Genomic DNA, 17,674 nt, shown 5'->3' with positions numbered 1-17,674 from the left:
GTGGCATGCGCAATAAGTATTGCGCAAGAACTCTTTAGCGTTCGGCGATGCCCTTGATGGCAGCCAGCGTCGCCGGGATGCCCTCGTGGGCGGCGCGGGTGCGGTTCTCGATCTGGGTCTGCGCCTGGTCGCCGTAGTTCTCGGCGAAGAACTGCTGGCCGGCGGGCAGGAACTCCCACGACTCGGTCAGTCGGGTGCCGTCCTCGACCGGGGTCATGGTGAAGCCCCAGCGCACCAGCTTCCCGCCGACCAGCCAGGCGAACTCGCGACCGCGCTCGGCGGCGACCACCTGGCTGCGGGTCTCCCAGACCCGGCCGGGCACCTCGTTGCGGCCGGTGAACCAGTCGCCGACCTGGCCCGATGCCCCCTCGTCCCACCAGCAGGCGGTGCAGATCGGGCTCCACTCGCCGGTGCGGGTCACGTCCGACACCAGGTCGTAGAGGGCCTCGGGGGTGGTGGCGACGACGATCGACTCGGCGTGGGTCAGGCTCTCGGTCACCGGGGCAGTCTCTACCTGTGCTGACGGCGGCTGCCGCCGTGCCAGTCCTCCTGCGCGCCCACCTGGTCCGGCTCGACGCCGAGCCCGCGCAGCTGGGGCAGCTCGCGCAGGCTGCGCTTGAGCTCGGCGAACCCGGGGAAGCTGGCCAGACCCACCACGTGGTCCCACAGCGCGACGGCGTCCTCCTCGGCGGGCAGCCGGCTGATCACCGGGCCGAAGAACGCGACCCCGGCCGGCGGCTGGAAGTGCAGGATCGGCGTCCCGACGTCCTTGCCGGTGAGCGCCAGCGCCTCGTCGGTCTCGGCCTGGATCAGCCGGTCGTACGAGGAGTCCTCCAGCGCGTCGGCCAGCCCGGCCGGCAGCCCGGCGCCGGTCAGCACCGGCTCGAGGTAGCCGCGGGTGCCCCGGTCGCCACCGGTCGCGCCGGGCTCGGGTGGGGTGTCGAAGATGCGCCGGCCCAGCGCCTCGTAGAGCGTGCCGACCGCCGCCGGGCCGTGCTCGGCCCGGGTGCGCGCGGCGACCCGCAGCAGCCGCAGGCCCGCGGTGTGGCCGGCCTCGTACTCCGGCGGGAACTGCGCGGCGTAGTCGACGTGCGCGTTGACCAGCCGCAGCGAGATGAACCGCCACTCGACGGTGTAGTCGCGCTGGGCCATGACCAGCCGCACCCACTTGCTGGTCATCCAGGCGAACGGGCAGACGGGGTCGAAGTAGAAACGGACGTCGGCATCGGCCATGGCCCGAGGCTGCCACCGACGGACCGGTCCGGCTCGTCGCGGGCCCGAGGGGTGGAACCGAGACCGGCGGGTACCGGGCTGCCCATGTGCGGCGCCGTGCGGTCGCCGCCCCGTCCCTCGACCTCAGGAGCGCCGCCATGGCCCGCAACACCCTCTCCCGTTCCCTGCACGACGTCGGCCTCGCCGCCTGGTTCGGCGGCACGCTCGCCAACGCCGTCGCCCTCAACCCGGCCTCCGGCGAGGCGGGCAGCGCCCGGGCCACCGGCGCCGTCGCGAACGACGGCTGGAACCGGTGGACGCCGGTCAACGCCGCCGCCATCGGCGCCCACCTCATCGGCAGCGTCGGCCAGCTCGGCGCGAACAAGCAGCGGGTCGCCCAGCAGCAGGGCGCCGGCGCCATGTCCGGGGTGAAGACGCTGCTCACCGTGGCCGCCCTCGGGGTCACCGCCTACAGCCGGGTGCTCGGCAAGGTCGTGTCGCAGGGCGGGGCCACGCCGTCGAAGCGGGCGACCAAGCCCTCCAAGCGGGCGCGCGGCGAGATCGCCGCCGCCCAGGAGCGGCTCGACCAGCTGCAGTGGGTCGTCCCGGCGCTGACCGGCGCCCTGGTCGTGGTCAGCTCCTACGCCGGGGAGCAGCAGCGCCCGTCCGAGGTGCTGCGCGGCATCTCCGGCACGACGACGGTCTGACCCGTCTGCCCCCGGGCCGGCGGCAGGCCGCCGGCCCGGGGGCGGAAGGCCCCTGCGGCCGGCTGCGTCCCGGTCGCGGGCCCGGAGTCGACCGCGCGCCGACAGGTGCGGCTTGCACCGGCTGGCACTCGGTGCCAGCGTGGTGGTGACGGAGCACGGGCCACCACCACCACCGCGCCACCGACGGCGCAGGGCGGAGCGATCCCATGACAGGACGGCTGACCGGCAAGGTCGCCTTCATCACCGGTGCGGCTCGCGGACAGGGGCGGGCGCACGCGGTGCGGCTGGCTCGCGAGGGGGCGGACCTCCTCGCGCTGGACCTGGCCGGGCCGCTGCCCGGTGTGCCGTACGAGTCGGCGACCCCCGACGACCTCGCGGAGACCGCGCGGCAGGTCGAGGCGCTGGACCGCCGGGTGCTCACCCACCAGGGCGACGTCCGCGACCTGGCCGGGATGAAGGCCTTCCTCGACCAGGGCGTTGCCGAGCTGGGCCGGCTGGACGTCGCGGTCGCCAATGCCGGCATCTGCATCCCGGCCACCTGGGACGAGACCACGCCGCAGGTCTTCCAGGACCACATGGACATCAACGTGACCGGGGTGTGGAACACGGTCATGGCCGCGGCGCCGCACATGATCAGCGGCGGCAACGGCGGCGCCATCGTGCTGACCAGCTCCTACGCCGGCAAGAAGATGCAGCCCTTCATGGTCCACTACACGGCCAGCAAGCACGCCGTCACCGGCATGACCCGGGCCTTCGCCGCCGAGCTCGGTCAGCACGGGATCCGGGTCAACTCGGTGCACCCCGGCGCCGTCGCCACGCCGATGGGCGGCGGCGACATGCAGAGCGCCATCGAGCGCACCAACGCGAGCTACCCGCGGCTGGCCGGGATGGGCACCGCATTCCTGGACCCGCCCTACGCCGAGGCCGACCAGATCGCCGACGCCGTGGCCTTCCTGGTCTCCGACGACGCGCGGTGGATCACCGCCGAGCACCTGTCGGTCGACGGAGGCGCCCAGTACTTCTGAGCGGCTGTGCGGCGGTGGGCGCAGCCCGGTCGGCGGAGGCTCGGAGCGTCCGTGGACCGGTCAGCGCAGGCTGGGGAAGCCGGCGGAGAGCTCGTCGAAGGCGTCGTGCAGCGCGCGGGCCAGTGGCAGCCGGACGTCGTCCAGCCAGGTCTCGAACGCCGTCGTCGCGGCCGCCCGGGTGCTGGCGGCGACCAGCCGGGGCACCAGCGCGTCGGGTCGCCCGCCGGTGCGCCGGGCCACGTGCGCGGCGACCACCCGGTCGACGTCGCCGTAGCGCACCTGCGAGTGGGCCAGCAACGCCGGCTCGGTGAGGATCAGCCGCATCCGCTGGCGCAGCATCGGCAGTGCGTCGTCGGCGTAGGCGTTGACCTCGACGTAGGCCGCGCAGATCGAACCGAGCACCGGCTGCCCCGCGGGGGTGGCGGCCAGCATCGCGTCCAGCCGCCGCACGTGCGCGGCGAAGTCGCCCCACACCGCGTCCGCCTTCGACTCGAAGCACCGGAAGAAGGTGCGACGGCTGGTGTCGGCCGCCTCGGCCACCTCGTCCGCGGTGACCTGCTCGAAGCCCCGCGCGGTGAACAGGTCGAGCGCCGCCCGCTCCAGGCGTGCGCGGGTGGCCTCGCGGGTGTCGGGAGCGACCAGCGTCTTGGTCATGGGCGCCATCGTCCTCCCCGGGCACGTCGCACCGACGTTGACACGATCGTCATGTCGCGGAGGTTGCTGGTGGCACTGGGTGTCACTAACGTCGGCGTCGTCCGCACCGTGAGCAAGATCACCAGGAGGTCATCGTGCCCGAGACCAGCCAGAACGACGTCCAGACCGACACCGCCGCCCCGGCCGAGGAGGCCCTGGTCGAGGAGTCGCTCGTCGAGGAGGTCTCCATCGACGGCATGTGCGGGGTGTACTGATCGACACCCCGACGCCCCCGTCCGGGCTGGTGACCGGCTCCTCGGCCGGTGCCCAGCCAGCCGCGGAGCCGGTCACCGTCCCCGCCGACGAAGCGCCCTTCGACCCCGCGGTCCCGTGGCGGAAGTCGGCCTCGGTGGCCCTGCGGCCCGAACCGTTCGGCGCGCTCGTCTACCACTTCGGCAACCGGAAGCTGTCGTTCCTGAAGTCCAAGCCCCTGGTCGCCGTGGTCACGGCGCTGGAGGAGCACCCGGACGTCCCCGGCGCCCTGGCTGCCTGTGACGTCCCGGAGGCCCAGCACCCGGCCTACGTGACCGCGCTCGCCACACTCGCCCGTTCGCAGATGATCGAGCGCCGCTGACCGACCCCCTGTCGCGCCGGCCCCGAGCTGGCCGTGGCCGGTAAGAGCCCCAGACCCGGGCTGCACCCAGCGCAACACCCGGAGGTGTTCCATGACCGCCGTCCTGCCCACCCGACCACCGGCACCGGCACGGCCGACCGGTGGCAAGCTGATCGACCAGTTCGAGTACGGCCTGGACGCACCCATCTGCCTGACCTGGGAGCTCACCTACGCCTGCAACCTGGCGTGCGTGCACTGCCTGTCCTCCTCGGGCCGGCGCGACCCCCGGGAGCTGTCCACCGCCGAGGCCGAGGCGGTGATCGACGAGCTGCAGCGGATGCAGGTGTTCTACGTCAACGTGGGCGGCGGCGAGCCGACCGTCCGGCCGGACTTCTGGCACCTGCTCGACTACGCCATCGGGCACGACGTCGGGGTCAAGTTCTCCACCAACGGCGTCAAGCTGGACAAGGCCCGCGCCGCGCAGCTGGCCCGCACCGACTACGTGGACGTGCAGATCTCCCTGGACGGCGCCACCGCCGAGGTCAACGACCGGGTCCGCGGCACCGGCTCGTTCGCCACCGCCACGAAGGCGCTGGAGAACCTGGCCGAGGCCGGGATGAAGGACTTCAAGGTCTCCGTCGTGGTCACCCGGGAGAACGCCGGGCAGCTCGACGAGTTCAAGGAACTCACCGACCACTACGGCGCCCAGCTGCGGATCACCCGGCTGCGACCGTCGGGCCGCGGGGCCGACGTCTGGGACGAGCTGCACCCCACGATGGCCCAGCAGAAGGACCTGTACTCCTGGCTGCTGGCCAACGGCGACAAGGTGCTCACCGGCGACTCGTTCTTCCACCTGTCGGCGTTCGGCGAGGCGCTGCCCGGGCTCAACCTGTGCGGCGCGGGGCGCGTGGTGTGCCTGATCGACCCGGTGGGTGACGTGTACGCCTGCCCGTTCGCCATCCACGAGAACTTCCTGGCCGGCAACGTGCGCTCCCCCGGTGGGTTCCAGCAGGTGTGGCAGGGCAGCGAGCTCTTCGCCGACCTGCGCAACCCGCAGACCGGCGGTGCCTGCACCAAGTGCCAGCACTTCGACTCCTGCCGGGGCGGCTGCATGGCGGCGAAGTTCTTCACCGGTCTGCCGCTGGACGGACCCGACCCGGAGTGCGTGCAGGGCTACGGGGAGAGCGCGCTGGCCGCCCGCGACCTGGAGCTGGTCACCCCCAAGAGCCACCTCGACCACTCGCACACGGGGCCGGTGCGCGGCCAGCCCACCTTGCTGGGCATGCCGAGCGTCCCCCCGGCGAAGATCTGCGACGAGTCCCCGCTGGCCGGCCTGCAGCTGGGCTGACCCGGACGCCCGCCGCTCGCCGCCCGTCGCCCTGCTGCCAGCAGGGTGGCGGGCAGCGGGCGTGCGCCCTCCCGTCCCCGGGCTCCGGGCCGGGCGTCCGGCGGTCAGCGCCCGGACATTGCGACCGGATGACGCTTCGCCGGACGGGTGTAGCCGCCGGCGCGTTCGGGCAGGTCCACGAGCAGGCAGCGAGCTGAACCCAGCGCTCGTGCCTGCCGGACCTCGCCTCCCTGGCGGTCGTGCAGTGCGCACCCACGGAGGCCGGTGGCGCCCCCGGTAGGGGTGGCGCCCATCTGATCCCCCGCTGAGCCGAGGCGAGAGACCGGATCCCGAGACGATCAGTCAGAGGAGAAGGACATGGCACTCACCAGCAACCACGAGGGCAAGGTCGCCCTGATCACCGGCGCAGCCCGCGGCCAGGGCCGCAGCCACGCCGTCCGGCTCGCCGAGGAGGGCGCGGACATCATCGCGGTCGACCTGTGCGCGCAGATCGGCTCGGTGGCCTACCCGATGGCCACCCCCGACGACCTGGCGCAGACCGCCAAGGAGGTCGAGGCGCTCGACCGGCGGATCGTCACCCGCCAGGCCGACGTCCGGGACATGGCCGCCCTGCAGGCCGCGGTCGACGAGGGCATCGCCGAGCTCGGCGCGGTCGACATCGTGCTGGCCAACGCCGGCATCGCACCGCAGCTGACCTCCGACCCGGACCCCGACCACGAGCAGGCCTTCCGCGACGTGGTCGAGGTGAACCTCTTCGGCGTCCGCAACACCGTGCACGCCGCCGTCCCCAGCATGATCGACAAGGGGCAGGGCGGGGCGATCGTGCTCACCAGCTCCACCCAGGGCCTCACCGGTCGCGGCGGGGACGGCAGCGGCGGGATGGACGGCTACGCCGCCGCCAAGCACGGCGTCGTCGGCCTGATGCGCACCTACGCGAACTGGCTGGCCGAGCACAAGATCCGGGTGAACACCGTGCACCCCACCGGTGTGCAGACACCGATGATCGAGAACGACGAGATGACCGCCTACATGGAGGCGAACCCCGGCATCTCCGCCGCGCTGGAGAACCTCATGCCGGTGGAGAGCGTCGAGGCGGTCGACATCAGCAACGCCATCGCCTGGCTGGTCAGCGACCACGCCCGCTTCGTCACCGGGGTGACCCTCCCGGTGGACGCCGGGTTCACCGTCAAGTGACCGCCGGCCCCGCCCGCGGGCGGGGCCTCCCGACCGGTGACCCGGCCGCGGGCCGGGTCGCCGGCGACCCCACGAACAGGAGACAGGAGCACCATGGCCAGCACCAAGGACTGGTTCGAGACCGTGAACGAGGCCCAGTGGCGGGCGAAGAAGCGGCTGCCGCGGTCGGTCTACCTGGCACTGCTGGCCTCCACCGAGCGGGGGCTCACCCTCTCGGACAACGTCGGCGCCTTCGACGAGCTGGGCTGGCGGCCGAGGATCGCCGACCTCCCCGGCGAGCGCGACCTGAGCACCACGGTGCTCGGCCACGAGATCTCGATGCCGCTGATGATCTCGCCGGTGGGCGTGCAGGCGGTGCACCCCGAGGGTGAGGTCGCCGTCGCCCGTGCCGCCAAGGAGGAGGGCACCGCGATGGGCCTGTCCGCCTTCGGCAGCAAGCCGGTGGAGGAGGTCGCCGCGGCCAACCCGCTGACCTTCCTGCAGACGTACTGGGTGGGCTCCCGGGACGACATCCTGGCCCGCGCCGAGCGCGGCAAGGCGGCCGGCGCAAAGGCGTTCATCCTCACCCTCGACTGGTCGTTCGCCTCCCGCCGCGACTGGGGCAGCCCGCCCATCCCGCAGAAGCTGGACCTCAAGACGATGGCCAGCTTCGCCCCCGAGGTGATCCGCAAGCCGCGGTACCTGGCCACCTACCTGCGGCACAAGCAGCTGCCGGAGCTGGGCGTGCCCAACATCGGCGCGGTCGGCGAGGAGCCGCCGGGGTTCTTCGACGCCTACGGCATGTGGATGCAGACCCCGCCCCCCACCTGGGACGACCTCGCCTGGCTGGTCGACCAGCTGGACCTGCCGGTGGTGATCAAGGGCGTCAGCCACCCGGACGACGCGCGCCGGGTGGTGGACATCGGTGCCGCGGCGCTCTCGGTCTCCACCCACGGGGGCAACAACCTGGACAGCACCCCTGGCTCGATCCGCTCGCTGCCCGGCGTCGTCGACGCGGTCGGCGACCAGGTCGAGGTCCTCTTCGACGGCGGCATCCGCCGCGGCGCGGACGCGGTCAAGGCGCTGGCACTCGGCGCCCGGGCGGTGATGATCGGCCGGGCCTACCTGTGGGGCATGGCCGCGGGTGGCGAACAGGGCGTGCGCAACGTGCTGTCGATCATGCGCAGCGGCATCGACGAGACGCTGCTGGGTCTCGGGCACTCCTCCGTGCACGACGTGCGCCGCGAGGACCTCATCGTCCCGGCCGGCTTCACCCGGCTGGACGGCGAGCCCCCGGCCGCCGCGACCGCGGTCGCGGCCCTGCCGACGACGCGGCAGGCCCCGCCCACCGCGCACCCCGAGGGCTGACCCACGGGCACGATGGAGGGCAAGGTCGCCCTGGTCACCGGCGCCGCACGTGGCCAGGGGCGCAGCCACGCGGTCCGGCTGGCGGAGGAGGGCGCCGACGTGATCGCCGTCGACCGGTGCGGCCAGATCGGCACGGTGCCCTACCCGATGGCCACGCCGGACGACCTGGCCGAGACCGTGCGGCAGGTCGAGGCGGCCGACCGGCGGATCGTTGCCGCCCAGGCCGACGTCCGGGACGGTGCGGCGATGAAGCAGGTCGTGGACGACGGGGTCGCCCGGCTCGGCCGGCTGGACGTCGTCGTCGCCAATGCCGGGGTGACCAGCTACGCCCGGGCGGAGGACCTCTCCGACGAGATGTGGGACGACGTCGTCGGCACCTGCCTCTCCGGCGTCTTCCGCACGGCCCGGGCGGCCATCCCGCACCTGAAGGCCGACGGCGGTGCGATGGTGCTGATCAGCTCCACCGAGGGGCTGACGGCCAACCAGCACATGGCGCACTACACCGCTGCCAAGCACGGTGTCGTGGGCCTGACCAAGGTGCTCGCCCTGGAGCTGGCACCGCACCGGATCCGGGTCACCTCGGTGCACCCCACCTCGGTGGACACCGGGATGATCCACAACGAGGCCACCTACGAGCTGTTCCGGCCCGACCTGGCCCCCGGCGAGATCTCCCGGGACGACGTCGCCGGGCCGTTCCAGGGGCTGAACGCGCTGCCCGTCCCGTGGATGGACCCGGTGGACACCACCGAGGCGGTGGCCTGGCTGGTCAGCGACGCGGCCCGGTACGTCACCGGGATCCAGCTGCCGGTCGACGCCGGCGCCACCACCACGTAGCTCCCCATCCACGCAACGGGCCGACCCCGGTTGCGTGGGCTGGCCGCCGGCAGCTCCCAGACCCGGAGCGGGCCGGCACCCCCGACCGAGAGGACCTCTCATGGGAAAGCTCGACGGCAAGGTCGCATTCGTCACCGGCGCGGCACGCGGTCAGGGCCGCAGCCACGCCGTGCACCTGGCACGCGAGGGGGCGGACATCATCGCCGTCGACCAGTGCGCCCCGGTGGGCACGGTGCCCTACGACCTGGCCACCCCCGACGACCTGGCGCAGACGGCCACGGAGGTCGAGGCGCTGGACCGCCGGATCATCACCACCCAGGCCGACGTCCGGGACGGCGCGGCGATGAAGCAGGCGGTGGACGACGGCGTCGCCCAGCTCGGCCGGCTGGACATCGTCGTGGCCAACGCCGGCATCCTCAGCTTCTCCACCGCCGAGGAGATGAGCGACGAGATGTGGGACGACATGATCGCCACCAACCTCTCCGGCCAGTTCAAGGCGGTGCGCCCGGCGATCCCGCACCTGAAGGCCAATGACGACGGCGGGGCGATCGTGATCACCAGCTCCACCGCCGGCCTCAAGGCGGTGCAGAACCTGGCGCACTACACCGCGGCCAAGCACGGCGTCGTCGGTCTGGTGAAGGTGCTCGCCCTGGAGCTCGCGCCGGACAAGATCCGGGTCAACTCGGTGCACCCCACCAACGTGAACACCGACATGATCCAGAACCAGTCGACGTACTCGAACTTCCGGCCCGACCTGGACAACCCGGGCAAGGACGAGGTGCAGGACACCTTCGCCAGCCTCAACGCGCTGCCCATCCCGTGGGTGGAGTCCGCCGACGTCAGCGAGGCGGTGCTCTACCTGGTGTCCGACTCCGGCCGGTACGTCACCGGCATCCAGCTGCCGGTGGACGCCGGGATGCTCACCAAGTAGGAGGAGATCGCCATGGCAGGACGACTCGAGGGCAAGGTCGCCTTCATCACCGGCGCCGCACGCAGCCAGGGACGCAGCCATGCGCTGCGGCTGGCCGAGGAGGGCGCCGACATCATCGCCGTCGACATCGCCGCCCCGGTGGAGTCGATCGGGATGTACCCGCCGGCCACCGAGGACGACCTGGCGGAGACCGTGCGCCAGGTGGAGGCCCTGGACCGGCGGATCATCGCCACCAAGGCCGACGTCCGCGACCCGGCGGCGCTGAAGTCCGCCGTCGACGACGGCGTCGCCCAGCTCGGCAAGCTGGACATCGTGCTGGCCAACGCCGGGGTGTTCGAGATCTTCCCGGCGCTGGAGCTCGCCGACAGCGCCTGGCAGGAGATGATCGACATCAACCTGACCGGCGTGTGGAACACCTGCAAGGCGACCCTGCCGCACCTGATCGAGAACGGTGGCGGGGCGATGGTGCTCACCAGCTCCACCGCCGGGCTCAAGGGGACGCCGAACACGATCCACTACACCGCGGCCAAGCACGGCGTGGTCGGGATCATGCGGACGCTGGCCAACGAGTTCGCGGCCAACTCGATCCGGGTCAACACCGTGCACCCGACCGGGGTGGACACGGTGATGATCCAGAACGAGAAGACCCGCGGGCTGTTCCTCGGCGGCGCGGAGAACCCGACCCGGGAGCAGGCGGCCGAGGCGTTCGAGGCCACCAACGCGCTGCCGGTGCCCTGGGTCGAGGCCCGGGACATCTCCAACGCGATCCTGTTCCTCGTCTCCGACGAGGCGCGGTACATCACCGGGGTCACCCTGCCGGTCGACGCCGGCTACACCGTCAAGTGACCACCCCCGGTGCCGGGGAGCAGCTCCGGCACCGGGGTCGCAGATCGTGGAGGTCGACATCAGCGCGCAGCAGGGCACCAGCGACGAGGTCGTCACCGGCAGCCGGGTCACCGGCGACACCGGGGAGCAGGTCCGCAAGGCCCGGGAACGGATCGCCGAGCACGTCGTCGGCCGGGAACGGGAACTGGACCTGCTGCTCGCCGCGGTCGCCGCCGGCCGCGACCTGCTGCTGGAGGGCCCGCCGGGCACGTCGAAGTCGACGCTGCTGCGCGCGGTCACCGAGGAGTGGGGCATCCCGCTGGTCTTCGTGGAGGGCAATGCCGACCTGACGCCGTCCCGGCTGATCGGCCACCACAACCCGGCCCGGGTGCTGCGCGAGGACTACACGCCGGAGAACTTCGAGCCCGGACCGCTGGTGCAGGCCATGCGGCAGGGCGGGTTCCTCTACGTCGAGGAGTTCAACCGGGCACCGGAGGACACCCTCAACGCGCTGCTCACCGCGATGGCCGAGCGCCGGGTCACCATCCCGACCGCCGGCACGGTCGACGCCGAGCCGACCTTCCGGGTGGTCGCCTCGATGAACCCGTTCGACAACGTGGGCACCACCCGGCTGCCGCAGAGCGTGCACGACCGGCTGTGCCGGCTCGCGATCGGGTACCAGGACGCCGAGGCCGAACGGGGCATCACCGTGCGCCGCACCGGCGTGGAGAACGGCCGGCTGGTCGCCGATGCGGTCGCGGTCAGCCGGGCCACCCGGGAACGGGACGACGTCCGGCAGGGCAGCAGCGTGCGCGGCGCCATCGACATCACCCTGGTGGCCGCCCAGCTGGCCGCGGTGCGGGACGTCGACCTGCCGGCCGAGGACTCGGTCGACCCGCCGCGCGGCCTGCCCGAGCAGTACACCACCGTCGTGCTGGACGCGATGATCGTCGCGCTGTCCGGCCGGATCCAGGTCGACGAGGTCAGCGGCGCCACCCCGGAGAGCGTGATCCGGGAGATCTGGGAGGACCACTTCCTGCTCGAGCCCTCGGCGGCCGAACCCGGTTGAAGGGACGTCGCCGCCGACGCGCCGGTGGAACGCCGGCGGCCCGGCGGAGGGCGCCCCCAGGGCATGCAGCCGCTGCGCCGCAAGCCCAAGCAGCTGGACGAGGAGCCGTCGCTGTTCCAGCCGTCCTCCGGTGGGGGCGGCGGCCTGGTGCTCCGCGGCGGGGACCGGGGCCGGCGGCGCGACGCCCCGCAGCCGGGCAGCGCCGCCCCGGGGGAGACCGAGGAGGAGGGCTCGGTGGTGCCGCTCGACGACCTGCAGGCCGAGAGCGAGGCGGACGCCCGTACCCGCCAGCGGGCCCGGGAGATCGCCGCCCGGCTCGCCGTCCCCCGGCCGCAGCGGGACCGGTCGGCCCGACGTGGTGTGGGTGAGCTGGTCAGCCTGCGCTACCGCGGTGGCTCCGACGAGCTGGACCTGGACCGCACGCTCGAGGTCCTCGCCGCCGACCCGGTGCCCGCGGAGGACGACCTGGTCGTGCGCGAGCGGCTGCGCACCCGGCGGTCGGTCGTGCTCGTCGTCGACGTCTCCGGGTCGATGAAGGGCGAGCGGGTGCGCACGGCGGCGGCCGCCGTCGGCGCGCTCGCCGGTGAGCTGGGTCGCGACTCCCTCGCCGTCGTCGCCTTCTGGTCCGACGCGGCGGTGCTGGTGCCGCTGGGTGCCCAGGTGCAGCCGCTGGAGGTGCTCGACCTGCTGCTGCGGGTGCCCACCCAGGGGCTGACCAACGTCTCCTTCGCGCTGGAGACCGCCGGCGAGCAGCTGGTCGGCGTGCCGCAGCGGGACGCCCGGGTGCTGCTGCTGTCGGACTGCGTGCACAACGCCGGCCCGGACCCGCGGATCGCGGCCGGCCGGCTGCCCCGGCTGGACGTGCTGCTGGACACCTCCGGTGAGGACGACGTCGACCTGGGCCGGGACCTCGCGCAGGTCGGCCGGGGCCGGGTGCGGCTGGTCCGCGACCACCGCGACGTCGCCGGCGCGCTGAGCGCCGTGTTCGCCGACTGAGGCCCCCGGGGCCGGTCGTGCCCGCGCCGCCGACCCGCTGACCTAGTGTTCCGGCGTGGCCGGGAGGAGTGCTGACGCGCCGGTCAGGTCCGACCCAGCTCGGCGCCGTCGGCTGCGCGGGCTGCACGTGCGGTTCCGGCACCCGGCGCAGGCGGTGGTCGCCGCCTTCGCCGCGGCGGTGGCCGTCGGCACCGGGCTGCTCTCCCTGCCGGGGGCGACCGCCGGCCCGGCGCGGGCCGGGTTCATGGAGGCGCTGTTCACCGCCACCTCCTCGGTCTGCGTGACCGGGCTGGTCACCGTGGACACCCCGACGTACTGGAGCGGCTTCGGCCAGGCGGTGATCCTCGCCCTGATCCAGGTCGGCGGCTTCGGGATCATGACGCTGGCCTCGGTGCTGGCCCTGCTGCTCGCCCGCCGGCTCGGGCTGCGGGCCCGGCTGAACGCCGCGGCGGAGACGAAGAGCCTGGGCGTCGGTGACATCCGGCAGCTGCTGATCGGGGTCGCCACGGCCAGCCTGCTGTTCGAGTCCGTGGTCGCCGTCCTGCTGACCGCGCGGTTCGCCCTCGGCTACGACGAACCGCTGCCCCGGGCGCTGTGGCTGGGCGTCTTCCACTCGGTGTCGGCGTTCAACAACGCCGGTTTCGCTCTCTACAGCGACAGCCTGATGTCCTTCGTCACCGACCCGTGGATCTGCCTGCCGATCGTGGGCGCGGTGATCGCCGGCGGCCTCGGGTTCCCGGTGCTGCTGCAGCTGCGGCGCGAGTTCCGCACCCCGCGCACCTGGACGGTGAACACCCGCCTGGTGCTCGCCGGCACCGCGGCGCTGCTGCTGCTCGGCACGGTGTTCCTCACCGCGCTGGAGTGGCGCAACCCCGACACGCTCGGCCCGCTCAGCGTCCCGGGCAAGCTGCTCGCCGGGTTCACCGCCGCGGTCATGCCGCGCACCGCCGGCTTCAACAACCTCGACATCGCCGCGATGGAGCCGGCCAGCTGGCTGGGCATGGACCTGCTGATGTTCATCGGCGGCGGACCGGCCGGGACGGCGGGCGGCATCAAGGTCACCACGTTCCTGGTGCTGTTCTTCATCATCTACACCGAGGTGCGCGGCGAGGGCGCCGTCAACGTCTTCGGCAAGCGGCTCCCGCGGTCGGTGCACCGGCAGGCCACGACGGTGGCCCTGCTGTCGCTGGCCGCGGTCATGGGGCCCACCCTCGTGCTGCTGGTCATCACCCCGTTCACCCTCGACCAGGTGCTGTTCGAGGTGGTCTCCGCCTTCGCCACCGTCGGCCTGTCCACCGGCATCACCGCCGACCTGCCGGTGGCCGGCCAGCTGCTGCTGGTGGCGCTGATGTTCATCGGCCGGCTCGGCCCCATCACCCTCGCCTCGGCGCTCGCGCTGCGGCAGCACACCCAGCTGTACGAACTGCCGAAGGAGCGACCCGTCATTGGCTGACTGGCTGACCCGCCACCGCCCGCAGGAACGCGCCGACTCCAACGCCGTGGTCGTGATCGGCCTCGGCCGGTTCGGCTCCGCGCTGGCCCTGGAGCTGATGGCCGCGGGCACCGAGGTGCTGGGCATCGACGACGACCCGGACATCGTGCAGGGCCTCAACGGCCGGCTGACCCAGGTCGTGCGGGCCGACAGCACGAAGGAGGAGGTGCTGCGCCAGCTCTCGGTGCCCGACTTCGACTTCGCCGTCGTCGGGATCGGCACCAACGTGGAGGCCAGCATCCTGACCGCCTCGCTGCTGCTGAACTTCGAGATCCGCAACGTCTGGGCCAAGGCGCTCAGCGAGCCGCACGGCCGCATCCTGCAGCAGCTCGGCGTCGGCCACGTCGTCTTCCCCGAGCACGACATGGGGCGCCGGGTGGCCCACCTGGTGCGCGGGACGGTGCTGGACTACATCCAGTTCGAGGACGACTTCGCCATGGTCAAGACCCGGCCACCGGCCGAGATCCTGGGCCGCCGGCTCGGCGACACCGGGGTGCGCACCCGGTACGGCGTCACCATCGTGGCCGTGCACCGCCGCGGCGAGGGGTTCAGCTACGCCACCGCCGACACCGTGGTCGAGGCAGACGACATGATCCTGGTCGCCGGCCGCACGAAGCTCGCCGAACGCTTCAGCCGCCTCCACTGACCGCCGCCGTCCTGCACCAGCCGTGCGGTGCAGGACGACGGCGGCGTCGAGCTGCGTCTCAGAGGTCGACGCGCTCGTTCTCCCCGCCGGAGTGCGGCTGCCCGGTCGCCTTGGCCTTGGCGAAGCTGATCGCCGAGGCGATCCGGCCGCCGGGGGAGTTCCAGTACTCCGCGGAGGCTGCCTCCACCCGCAGCAGCACGATGTCCGGGTCCTCCGGGCCGTCGGGGAACCAGGCCTCCACGGCCTTGTTCCACAACTTCTTCTTCCGCTCCAGCTCGTCGATCACCACGGCGTGCCCGGTCAGGGACACCCAGCTGTCGCTGCCGGAGGTGGCCACGTTGACCTGCGGGCTGGCGGTGACGTGGGCGACCTTGCGGGAGCCCCGGCTGGCGAAGAACCACAGGTCGCCGTCGAACTCGATCTCCTGCATGGCCATCGGCCGGCTCATGAGCGTGCCGTCGGGGGCGGTGGTGGTGAACACGGCGATGCGCTCGTCCTTGAGCAGCTCCGCCACCTTGCGGGTCTCGTCGGTAGCCATGGGGTGCCCGTGCCCGGTTCGGCGCACGGTGACACCCCGTCTGACAGGGTTCCCGGCGTGAGGTTGCAGCAGGCCACCTGGCCGGACCTGGACGGGCGGTCGCCGCTGGTCGTCGTCGCGCTCGGGTCGGTGGAGCAGCACGGCCGGCACCTGCCGCTGACCACCGACACGGTGATCGCCCAGGCCGTGGCCGAGGCCGCCGTCCCCGAGCTGGACGACGCGGTGCTCGCGCCGTCGCTGGCCTACGGCGCGAGCGGTGAGCACGAGGGCTTCCCCGGCACCATCTCGATCGGCACCGAGGCGCTCACCGCGCTGCTGGTCGAGTACGGGCGCTCGGTGGGGCGCTGGGCGGGCCGGCTGCTGGTGGTGAACGGCCACGGCGGCAACCTCGACGCGCTGCGGACGGCGGTGCCCCGGTTGCGGCAGGAGGGCCGGGACGTCGCCTGGTTCCCGTGCGGCGTCCCCGGCGGCGACGCCCATGCCGGGCGGACCGAGACGTCACTGGCGTTGCACGTGGAACCAGCCGGGGTGCGCAGCGAGCTGGCCGCGGCGGGGGAGACCGCACCGATCGGGGAGCTGCTCCCCCGGCTGCGGGCCGGAGGGGTCCGCGCGGTCAGCCCGGACGGCGTGCTCGGCGACCCGGCCGGGGCGTCGGCGGCCGAGGGGGCGGAGCTGCTGACCGGGCTGGTCGACCGGCTGGTCGCCGCCGTCCGGGGCTGGGACGCCGACGCCGCCGGGCGGCTCCTGGGCTGACCCAGGTGCGCGCCCGGCGGCGCCGGTGGTGCGGTCGTGCAGGGAGTGCGGGTGCTCAGTCCGCCAGCGCGTCGGCGAACAGCGGGACGGCGTTGTCCAGGGCGTACTGGATGCCCTGCGGGGTGCCGATCGAGAAGGCGTTGGTCAGCGTGGTGTCGTCCAGGACGACGGCATTGCCGGCCTGCACCGACGGGATCGCCTGCCACAGCGGGTTGCCGGTGATCTCGCTGGCCTCGACGAAGATCGGGAAGGCGACGGTCAGGTCGGCGTCCAGCAGCGGCAGCTGCTCCTCGCTCACCGACACGTAGAAGCTCTCGTCTGCCAGGTCCTGGACCGCCGGGGAGTTGGTGAACCCGAGCTGCTCCATGAAGTCGACCCGGGAGTCGCCGCGCACGTAGGCGCCGAACCCGTCGGAGGTGTAGGCCGCGACGGCGACCTCGGTGCCGTCGAACTCCGGGTGCGCCTCGGCGGCGTCGGTGAAGGCCTGCTCGACGTCGTCCTGGACCGCCTCGGCCTCGTCGGTCCTGCCGAGGGCCTGGCCGATCAGGTCCAGCTGCTGGTCGAGGGAGACGACGTAGGCGTCGGTGCCCTCGGGCTGGCTGATCGTCGGGGCGATCTCGCTCAGTGCGTCGTACCGCTCCTGGGTGGCCGGGGACTTGGTGTCCAGGATCAGGTCGGGGTCCAGCGCCGCGATCGCCTCGATGCTGGGCTCCAGCGTCTCGATGATCTCCGGGGCCTCGTCGTACTCGCCCTCGGCCCACGGGCCGACGCCCTCGCCGCCGAAGCCGAGCCAGTCGCTGGCGCCGACCGGCTGCACGCCCAGTGCGAGCGCGATCTCCGCGTCGCCCCAGCCGAGCGCGACCACGCGGGTCGGCTCCTCGGGGACCTCGACGTCGCCGAAGGCGGTGCTGACGGTGACCGGGAAGGCGCCCGAGGAGCTGCCGGTGCTGCCACCGCCCTCGGCACCGGTGTCGTCGCTGGCGTCGGTGCCGCCGCAGCTGGTGACGACGAGTGCGGTCGCCACGAGGGCGGCACCGCGGAGGGCGTTGCGGGACATGCGAGCTCCTTCGAGGTGGTCAGGTGAGGCTGACCTAACCACACGGAGGTCACGGTCCGGTCACCGTCCGGCCGGGGTGTGCGGGGAACAGTCGGGGCCCCACCGCGGTTGACCAGGACAGTCGCGATCAGCCCGCCCCACCGGGGGTGGACGTCCCGCGCAGACCGAGGAGATCACCATGCGAAACGGCATCCACCCCGAGTACCGCACCGTCGTGTTCCAGGACACCTCGACGGGCGAGACCTTCCGGACCCGCTCGACGGTCGAGACGACCCGGACGATCGAGCTGGACGGCGAGACGCTGCCGGTGGTCCCGGTCGAGATCAGCTCGTCCTCCCACCCGTTCTGGACCGGCAACCAGCGCGTGCTCGACACCGCGGGCCGGGTCGAAAAGTTCAACCAGCGGTACGGCGCGCGCACCCGCGGCTGACCGCCCGCACTCCCTGATCGACGC

At 73.0% G+C, this 17,674-nt stretch carries 21 protein-coding genes; 16 read left to right on the top strand and 5 right to left on the bottom strand.

Features of this window, described 5'->3' with window-relative positions:
* Positions 1-34: 34 nt before the first annotated feature.
* Both Q1A09_RS07775 and Q1A09_RS07770 read right to left on the bottom strand, forming a co-directional pair.
* Positions 35-499 (bottom strand): SRPBCC family protein, encoded by a 465-nt coding sequence (locus Q1A09_RS07775; RefSeq protein ID WP_299953273.1) that lies wholly within the window; start codon positions 497-499, stop codon positions 35-37.
* 11 nt (positions 500-510) lie between these two features.
* Complete coding sequence (locus Q1A09_RS07770) at positions 511-1,233, bottom strand: hypothetical protein (RefSeq protein ID WP_299953271.1); 723 nt, start codon at positions 1,231-1,233, stop codon at positions 511-513.
* Between the two features lie 137 nt (positions 1,234-1,370).
* On the opposite strand from Q1A09_RS07770, the gene Q1A09_RS07765 reads away from it, so the two are divergent.
* Positions 1,371-1,919 carry a hypothetical protein gene (locus Q1A09_RS07765; protein ID WP_299953269.1) on the top strand — a complete coding sequence of 183 codons (549 nt, stop codon included), beginning with the start codon at positions 1,371-1,373 and terminating at the stop codon, positions 1,917-1,919.
* A gap of 206 nt (positions 1,920-2,125) precedes the next feature.
* Positions 2,126-2,944, top strand: coding sequence for a mycofactocin-coupled SDR family oxidoreductase (locus Q1A09_RS07760; protein ID WP_299953266.1), 819 nt, complete (start codon positions 2,126-2,128; stop codon positions 2,942-2,944).
* A gap of 60 nt (positions 2,945-3,004) precedes the next feature.
* Here Q1A09_RS07760 and Q1A09_RS07755 read toward each other — a convergent pair whose 3' ends face one another.
* Entirely contained in the window at positions 3,005-3,598 is a 594-nt protein-coding gene (locus Q1A09_RS07755; protein WP_299953264.1) for a TetR family transcriptional regulator, read from the bottom strand.
* Between the two features lie 134 nt (positions 3,599-3,732).
* Here Q1A09_RS07755 and mftA point away from each other — a divergent pair, with 134 nt between their 5' ends.
* From mftA to Q1A09_RS07695, 12 genes are all read left to right on the top strand, one after another.
* Positions 3,733-3,852 (top strand): mycofactocin precursor MftA, encoded by a 120-nt coding sequence (gene mftA, locus Q1A09_RS07750; protein ID WP_299953261.1) that lies wholly within the window; start codon positions 3,733-3,735, stop codon positions 3,850-3,852.
* A gap of 29 nt (positions 3,853-3,881) precedes the next feature.
* On the top strand, positions 3,882-4,211 hold the full coding sequence (mftB, locus tag Q1A09_RS07745) for a mycofactocin biosynthesis chaperone MftB (RefSeq protein ID WP_299953258.1): 330 nt from the start codon (positions 3,882-3,884) through the stop codon (positions 4,209-4,211).
* 91 nt (positions 4,212-4,302) lie between these two features.
* The gene (mftC, locus tag Q1A09_RS07740; RefSeq protein WP_299953255.1) at positions 4,303-5,538 is read left to right on the top strand and encodes a mycofactocin radical SAM maturase; all 1,236 of its coding nucleotides are present in this window, start codon (positions 4,303-4,305) and stop codon (positions 5,536-5,538) included.
* A 357-nt stretch (positions 5,539-5,895) separates the two neighbouring features.
* The gene (locus Q1A09_RS07735; RefSeq protein ID WP_299953250.1) at positions 5,896-6,732 is read left to right on the top strand and encodes a mycofactocin-coupled SDR family oxidoreductase; all 837 of its coding nucleotides are present in this window, start codon (positions 5,896-5,898) and stop codon (positions 6,730-6,732) included.
* Positions 6,733-6,825: 93 nt separating this feature from the next.
* Positions 6,826-8,079, top strand: coding sequence for a pre-mycofactocin synthase MftD (gene mftD / locus Q1A09_RS07730; protein ID WP_299953248.1), 1,254 nt, complete (start codon positions 6,826-6,828; stop codon positions 8,077-8,079).
* Between the two features lie 12 nt (positions 8,080-8,091).
* Positions 8,092-8,913: a mycofactocin-coupled SDR family oxidoreductase gene (locus Q1A09_RS07725; RefSeq protein ID WP_299953245.1), complete on the top strand. Its 822-nt coding sequence runs from the start codon at positions 8,092-8,094 to the stop codon at positions 8,911-8,913.
* Between the two features lie 100 nt (positions 8,914-9,013).
* Positions 9,014-9,844, top strand: a complete 831-nt coding sequence (locus Q1A09_RS07720; RefSeq protein ID WP_299953243.1) for a mycofactocin-coupled SDR family oxidoreductase — start codon at positions 9,014-9,016, stop codon at positions 9,842-9,844.
* Positions 9,845-9,856: 12 nt separating this feature from the next.
* Complete coding sequence (locus Q1A09_RS07715) at positions 9,857-10,690, top strand: mycofactocin-coupled SDR family oxidoreductase (RefSeq protein ID WP_299953241.1); 834 nt, start codon at positions 9,857-9,859, stop codon at positions 10,688-10,690.
* A 46-nt stretch (positions 10,691-10,736) separates the two neighbouring features.
* Positions 10,737-11,738, top strand: coding sequence for a MoxR family ATPase (locus tag Q1A09_RS07710; RefSeq protein WP_299953239.1), 1,002 nt, complete (start codon positions 10,737-10,739; stop codon positions 11,736-11,738).
* A 63-nt stretch (positions 11,739-11,801) separates the two neighbouring features.
* Complete coding sequence (locus Q1A09_RS07705; protein ID WP_299953236.1) at positions 11,802-12,734, top strand: VWA domain-containing protein; 933 nt, start codon at positions 11,802-11,804, stop codon at positions 12,732-12,734.
* A gap of 55 nt (positions 12,735-12,789) precedes the next feature.
* Complete coding sequence (locus Q1A09_RS07700) at positions 12,790-14,187, top strand: TrkH family potassium uptake protein (RefSeq protein WP_299953234.1); 1,398 nt, start codon at positions 12,790-12,792, stop codon at positions 14,185-14,187.
* Positions 14,180-14,872 (top strand): TrkA family potassium uptake protein, encoded by a 693-nt coding sequence (locus tag Q1A09_RS07695; protein ID WP_299953231.1) that lies wholly within the window; start codon positions 14,180-14,182, stop codon positions 14,870-14,872. The genes Q1A09_RS07700 and Q1A09_RS07695 overlap by 8 nt, the downstream gene beginning before the upstream one ends.
* 58 nt (positions 14,873-14,930) lie before the next feature.
* Here the strand turns inward: Q1A09_RS07695 and Q1A09_RS07690 are convergent, their stop codons facing one another.
* Complete coding sequence (locus Q1A09_RS07690; RefSeq protein WP_299953229.1) at positions 14,931-15,410, bottom strand: pyridoxamine 5'-phosphate oxidase family protein; 480 nt, start codon at positions 15,408-15,410, stop codon at positions 14,931-14,933.
* Positions 15,411-15,467: 57 nt separating this feature from the next.
* Here Q1A09_RS07690 and mftE point away from each other — a divergent pair, with 57 nt between their 5' ends.
* On the top strand, positions 15,468-16,163 hold the full coding sequence (gene mftE / locus Q1A09_RS07685) for a mycofactocin biosynthesis peptidyl-dipeptidase MftE (protein ID WP_299953227.1): 696 nt from the start codon (positions 15,468-15,470) through the stop codon (positions 16,161-16,163).
* 55 nt (positions 16,164-16,218) lie between these two features.
* On the opposite strand, the gene Q1A09_RS07680 is transcribed toward mftE, so the two are convergent.
* Positions 16,219-17,220, bottom strand: coding sequence for an iron-siderophore ABC transporter substrate-binding protein (locus Q1A09_RS07680; RefSeq protein ID WP_299953225.1), 1,002 nt, complete (start codon positions 17,218-17,220; stop codon positions 16,219-16,221).
* Positions 17,221-17,398: 178 nt separating this feature from the next.
* On the opposite strand from Q1A09_RS07680, the gene Q1A09_RS07675 reads away from it, so the two are divergent.
* Positions 17,399-17,650 carry a type B 50S ribosomal protein L31 gene (locus Q1A09_RS07675; RefSeq protein ID WP_299953223.1) on the top strand — a complete coding sequence of 84 codons (252 nt, stop codon included), beginning with the start codon at positions 17,399-17,401 and terminating at the stop codon, positions 17,648-17,650.
* Positions 17,651-17,674 lie beyond the last annotated feature (24 nt).

This window comes from uncultured Modestobacter sp. (assembly GCF_947486615.1).
Lineage (GTDB): Bacteria > Actinomycetota > Actinomycetes > Mycobacteriales > Geodermatophilaceae > Modestobacter.
Note: the sequence above shows the minus strand (reverse complement) of the source record. Positions and strands in the feature narration are given on the sequence as shown.

Coding starts and splice junctions, on each gene's coding strand:
- Q1A09_RS07770 (WP_299953271.1), bottom strand. CDS start 1,233: ATGGCCGATGCCGACGTCCGTTTCTACTTCGACCCCGTCTGCCCGTTC.
- Q1A09_RS07765 (WP_299953269.1), top strand. CDS start 1,371: ATGGCCCGCAACACCCTCTCCCGTTCCCTGCACGACGTCGGCCTCGCC.
- Q1A09_RS07760 (WP_299953266.1), top strand. CDS start 2,126: ATGACAGGACGGCTGACCGGCAAGGTCGCCTTCATCACCGGTGCGGCT.
- Q1A09_RS07755 (WP_299953264.1), bottom strand. CDS start 3,598: ATGACCAAGACGCTGGTCGCTCCCGACACCCGCGAGGCCACCCGCGCA.
- mftC (WP_299953255.1), top strand. CDS start 4,303: ATGACCGCCGTCCTGCCCACCCGACCACCGGCACCGGCACGGCCGACC.
- Q1A09_RS07735 (WP_299953250.1), top strand. CDS start 5,896: ATGGCACTCACCAGCAACCACGAGGGCAAGGTCGCCCTGATCACCGGC.
- mftD (WP_299953248.1), top strand. CDS start 6,826: ATGGCCAGCACCAAGGACTGGTTCGAGACCGTGAACGAGGCCCAGTGG.
- Q1A09_RS07725 (WP_299953245.1), top strand. CDS start 8,092: ATGGAGGGCAAGGTCGCCCTGGTCACCGGCGCCGCACGTGGCCAGGGG.
- Q1A09_RS07720 (WP_299953243.1), top strand. CDS start 9,014: ATGGGAAAGCTCGACGGCAAGGTCGCATTCGTCACCGGCGCGGCACGC.
- Q1A09_RS07715 (WP_299953241.1), top strand. CDS start 9,857: ATGGCAGGACGACTCGAGGGCAAGGTCGCCTTCATCACCGGCGCCGCA.
- Q1A09_RS07705 (WP_299953236.1), top strand. CDS start 11,802: ATGCAGCCGCTGCGCCGCAAGCCCAAGCAGCTGGACGAGGAGCCGTCG.
- Q1A09_RS07690 (WP_299953229.1), bottom strand. CDS start 15,410: ATGGCTACCGACGAGACCCGCAAGGTGGCGGAGCTGCTCAAGGACGAG.
- Q1A09_RS07680 (WP_299953225.1), bottom strand. CDS start 17,220: ATGTCCCGCAACGCCCTCCGCGGTGCCGCCCTCGTGGCGACCGCACTC.
- Q1A09_RS07675 (WP_299953223.1), top strand. CDS start 17,399: ATGCGAAACGGCATCCACCCCGAGTACCGCACCGTCGTGTTCCAGGAC.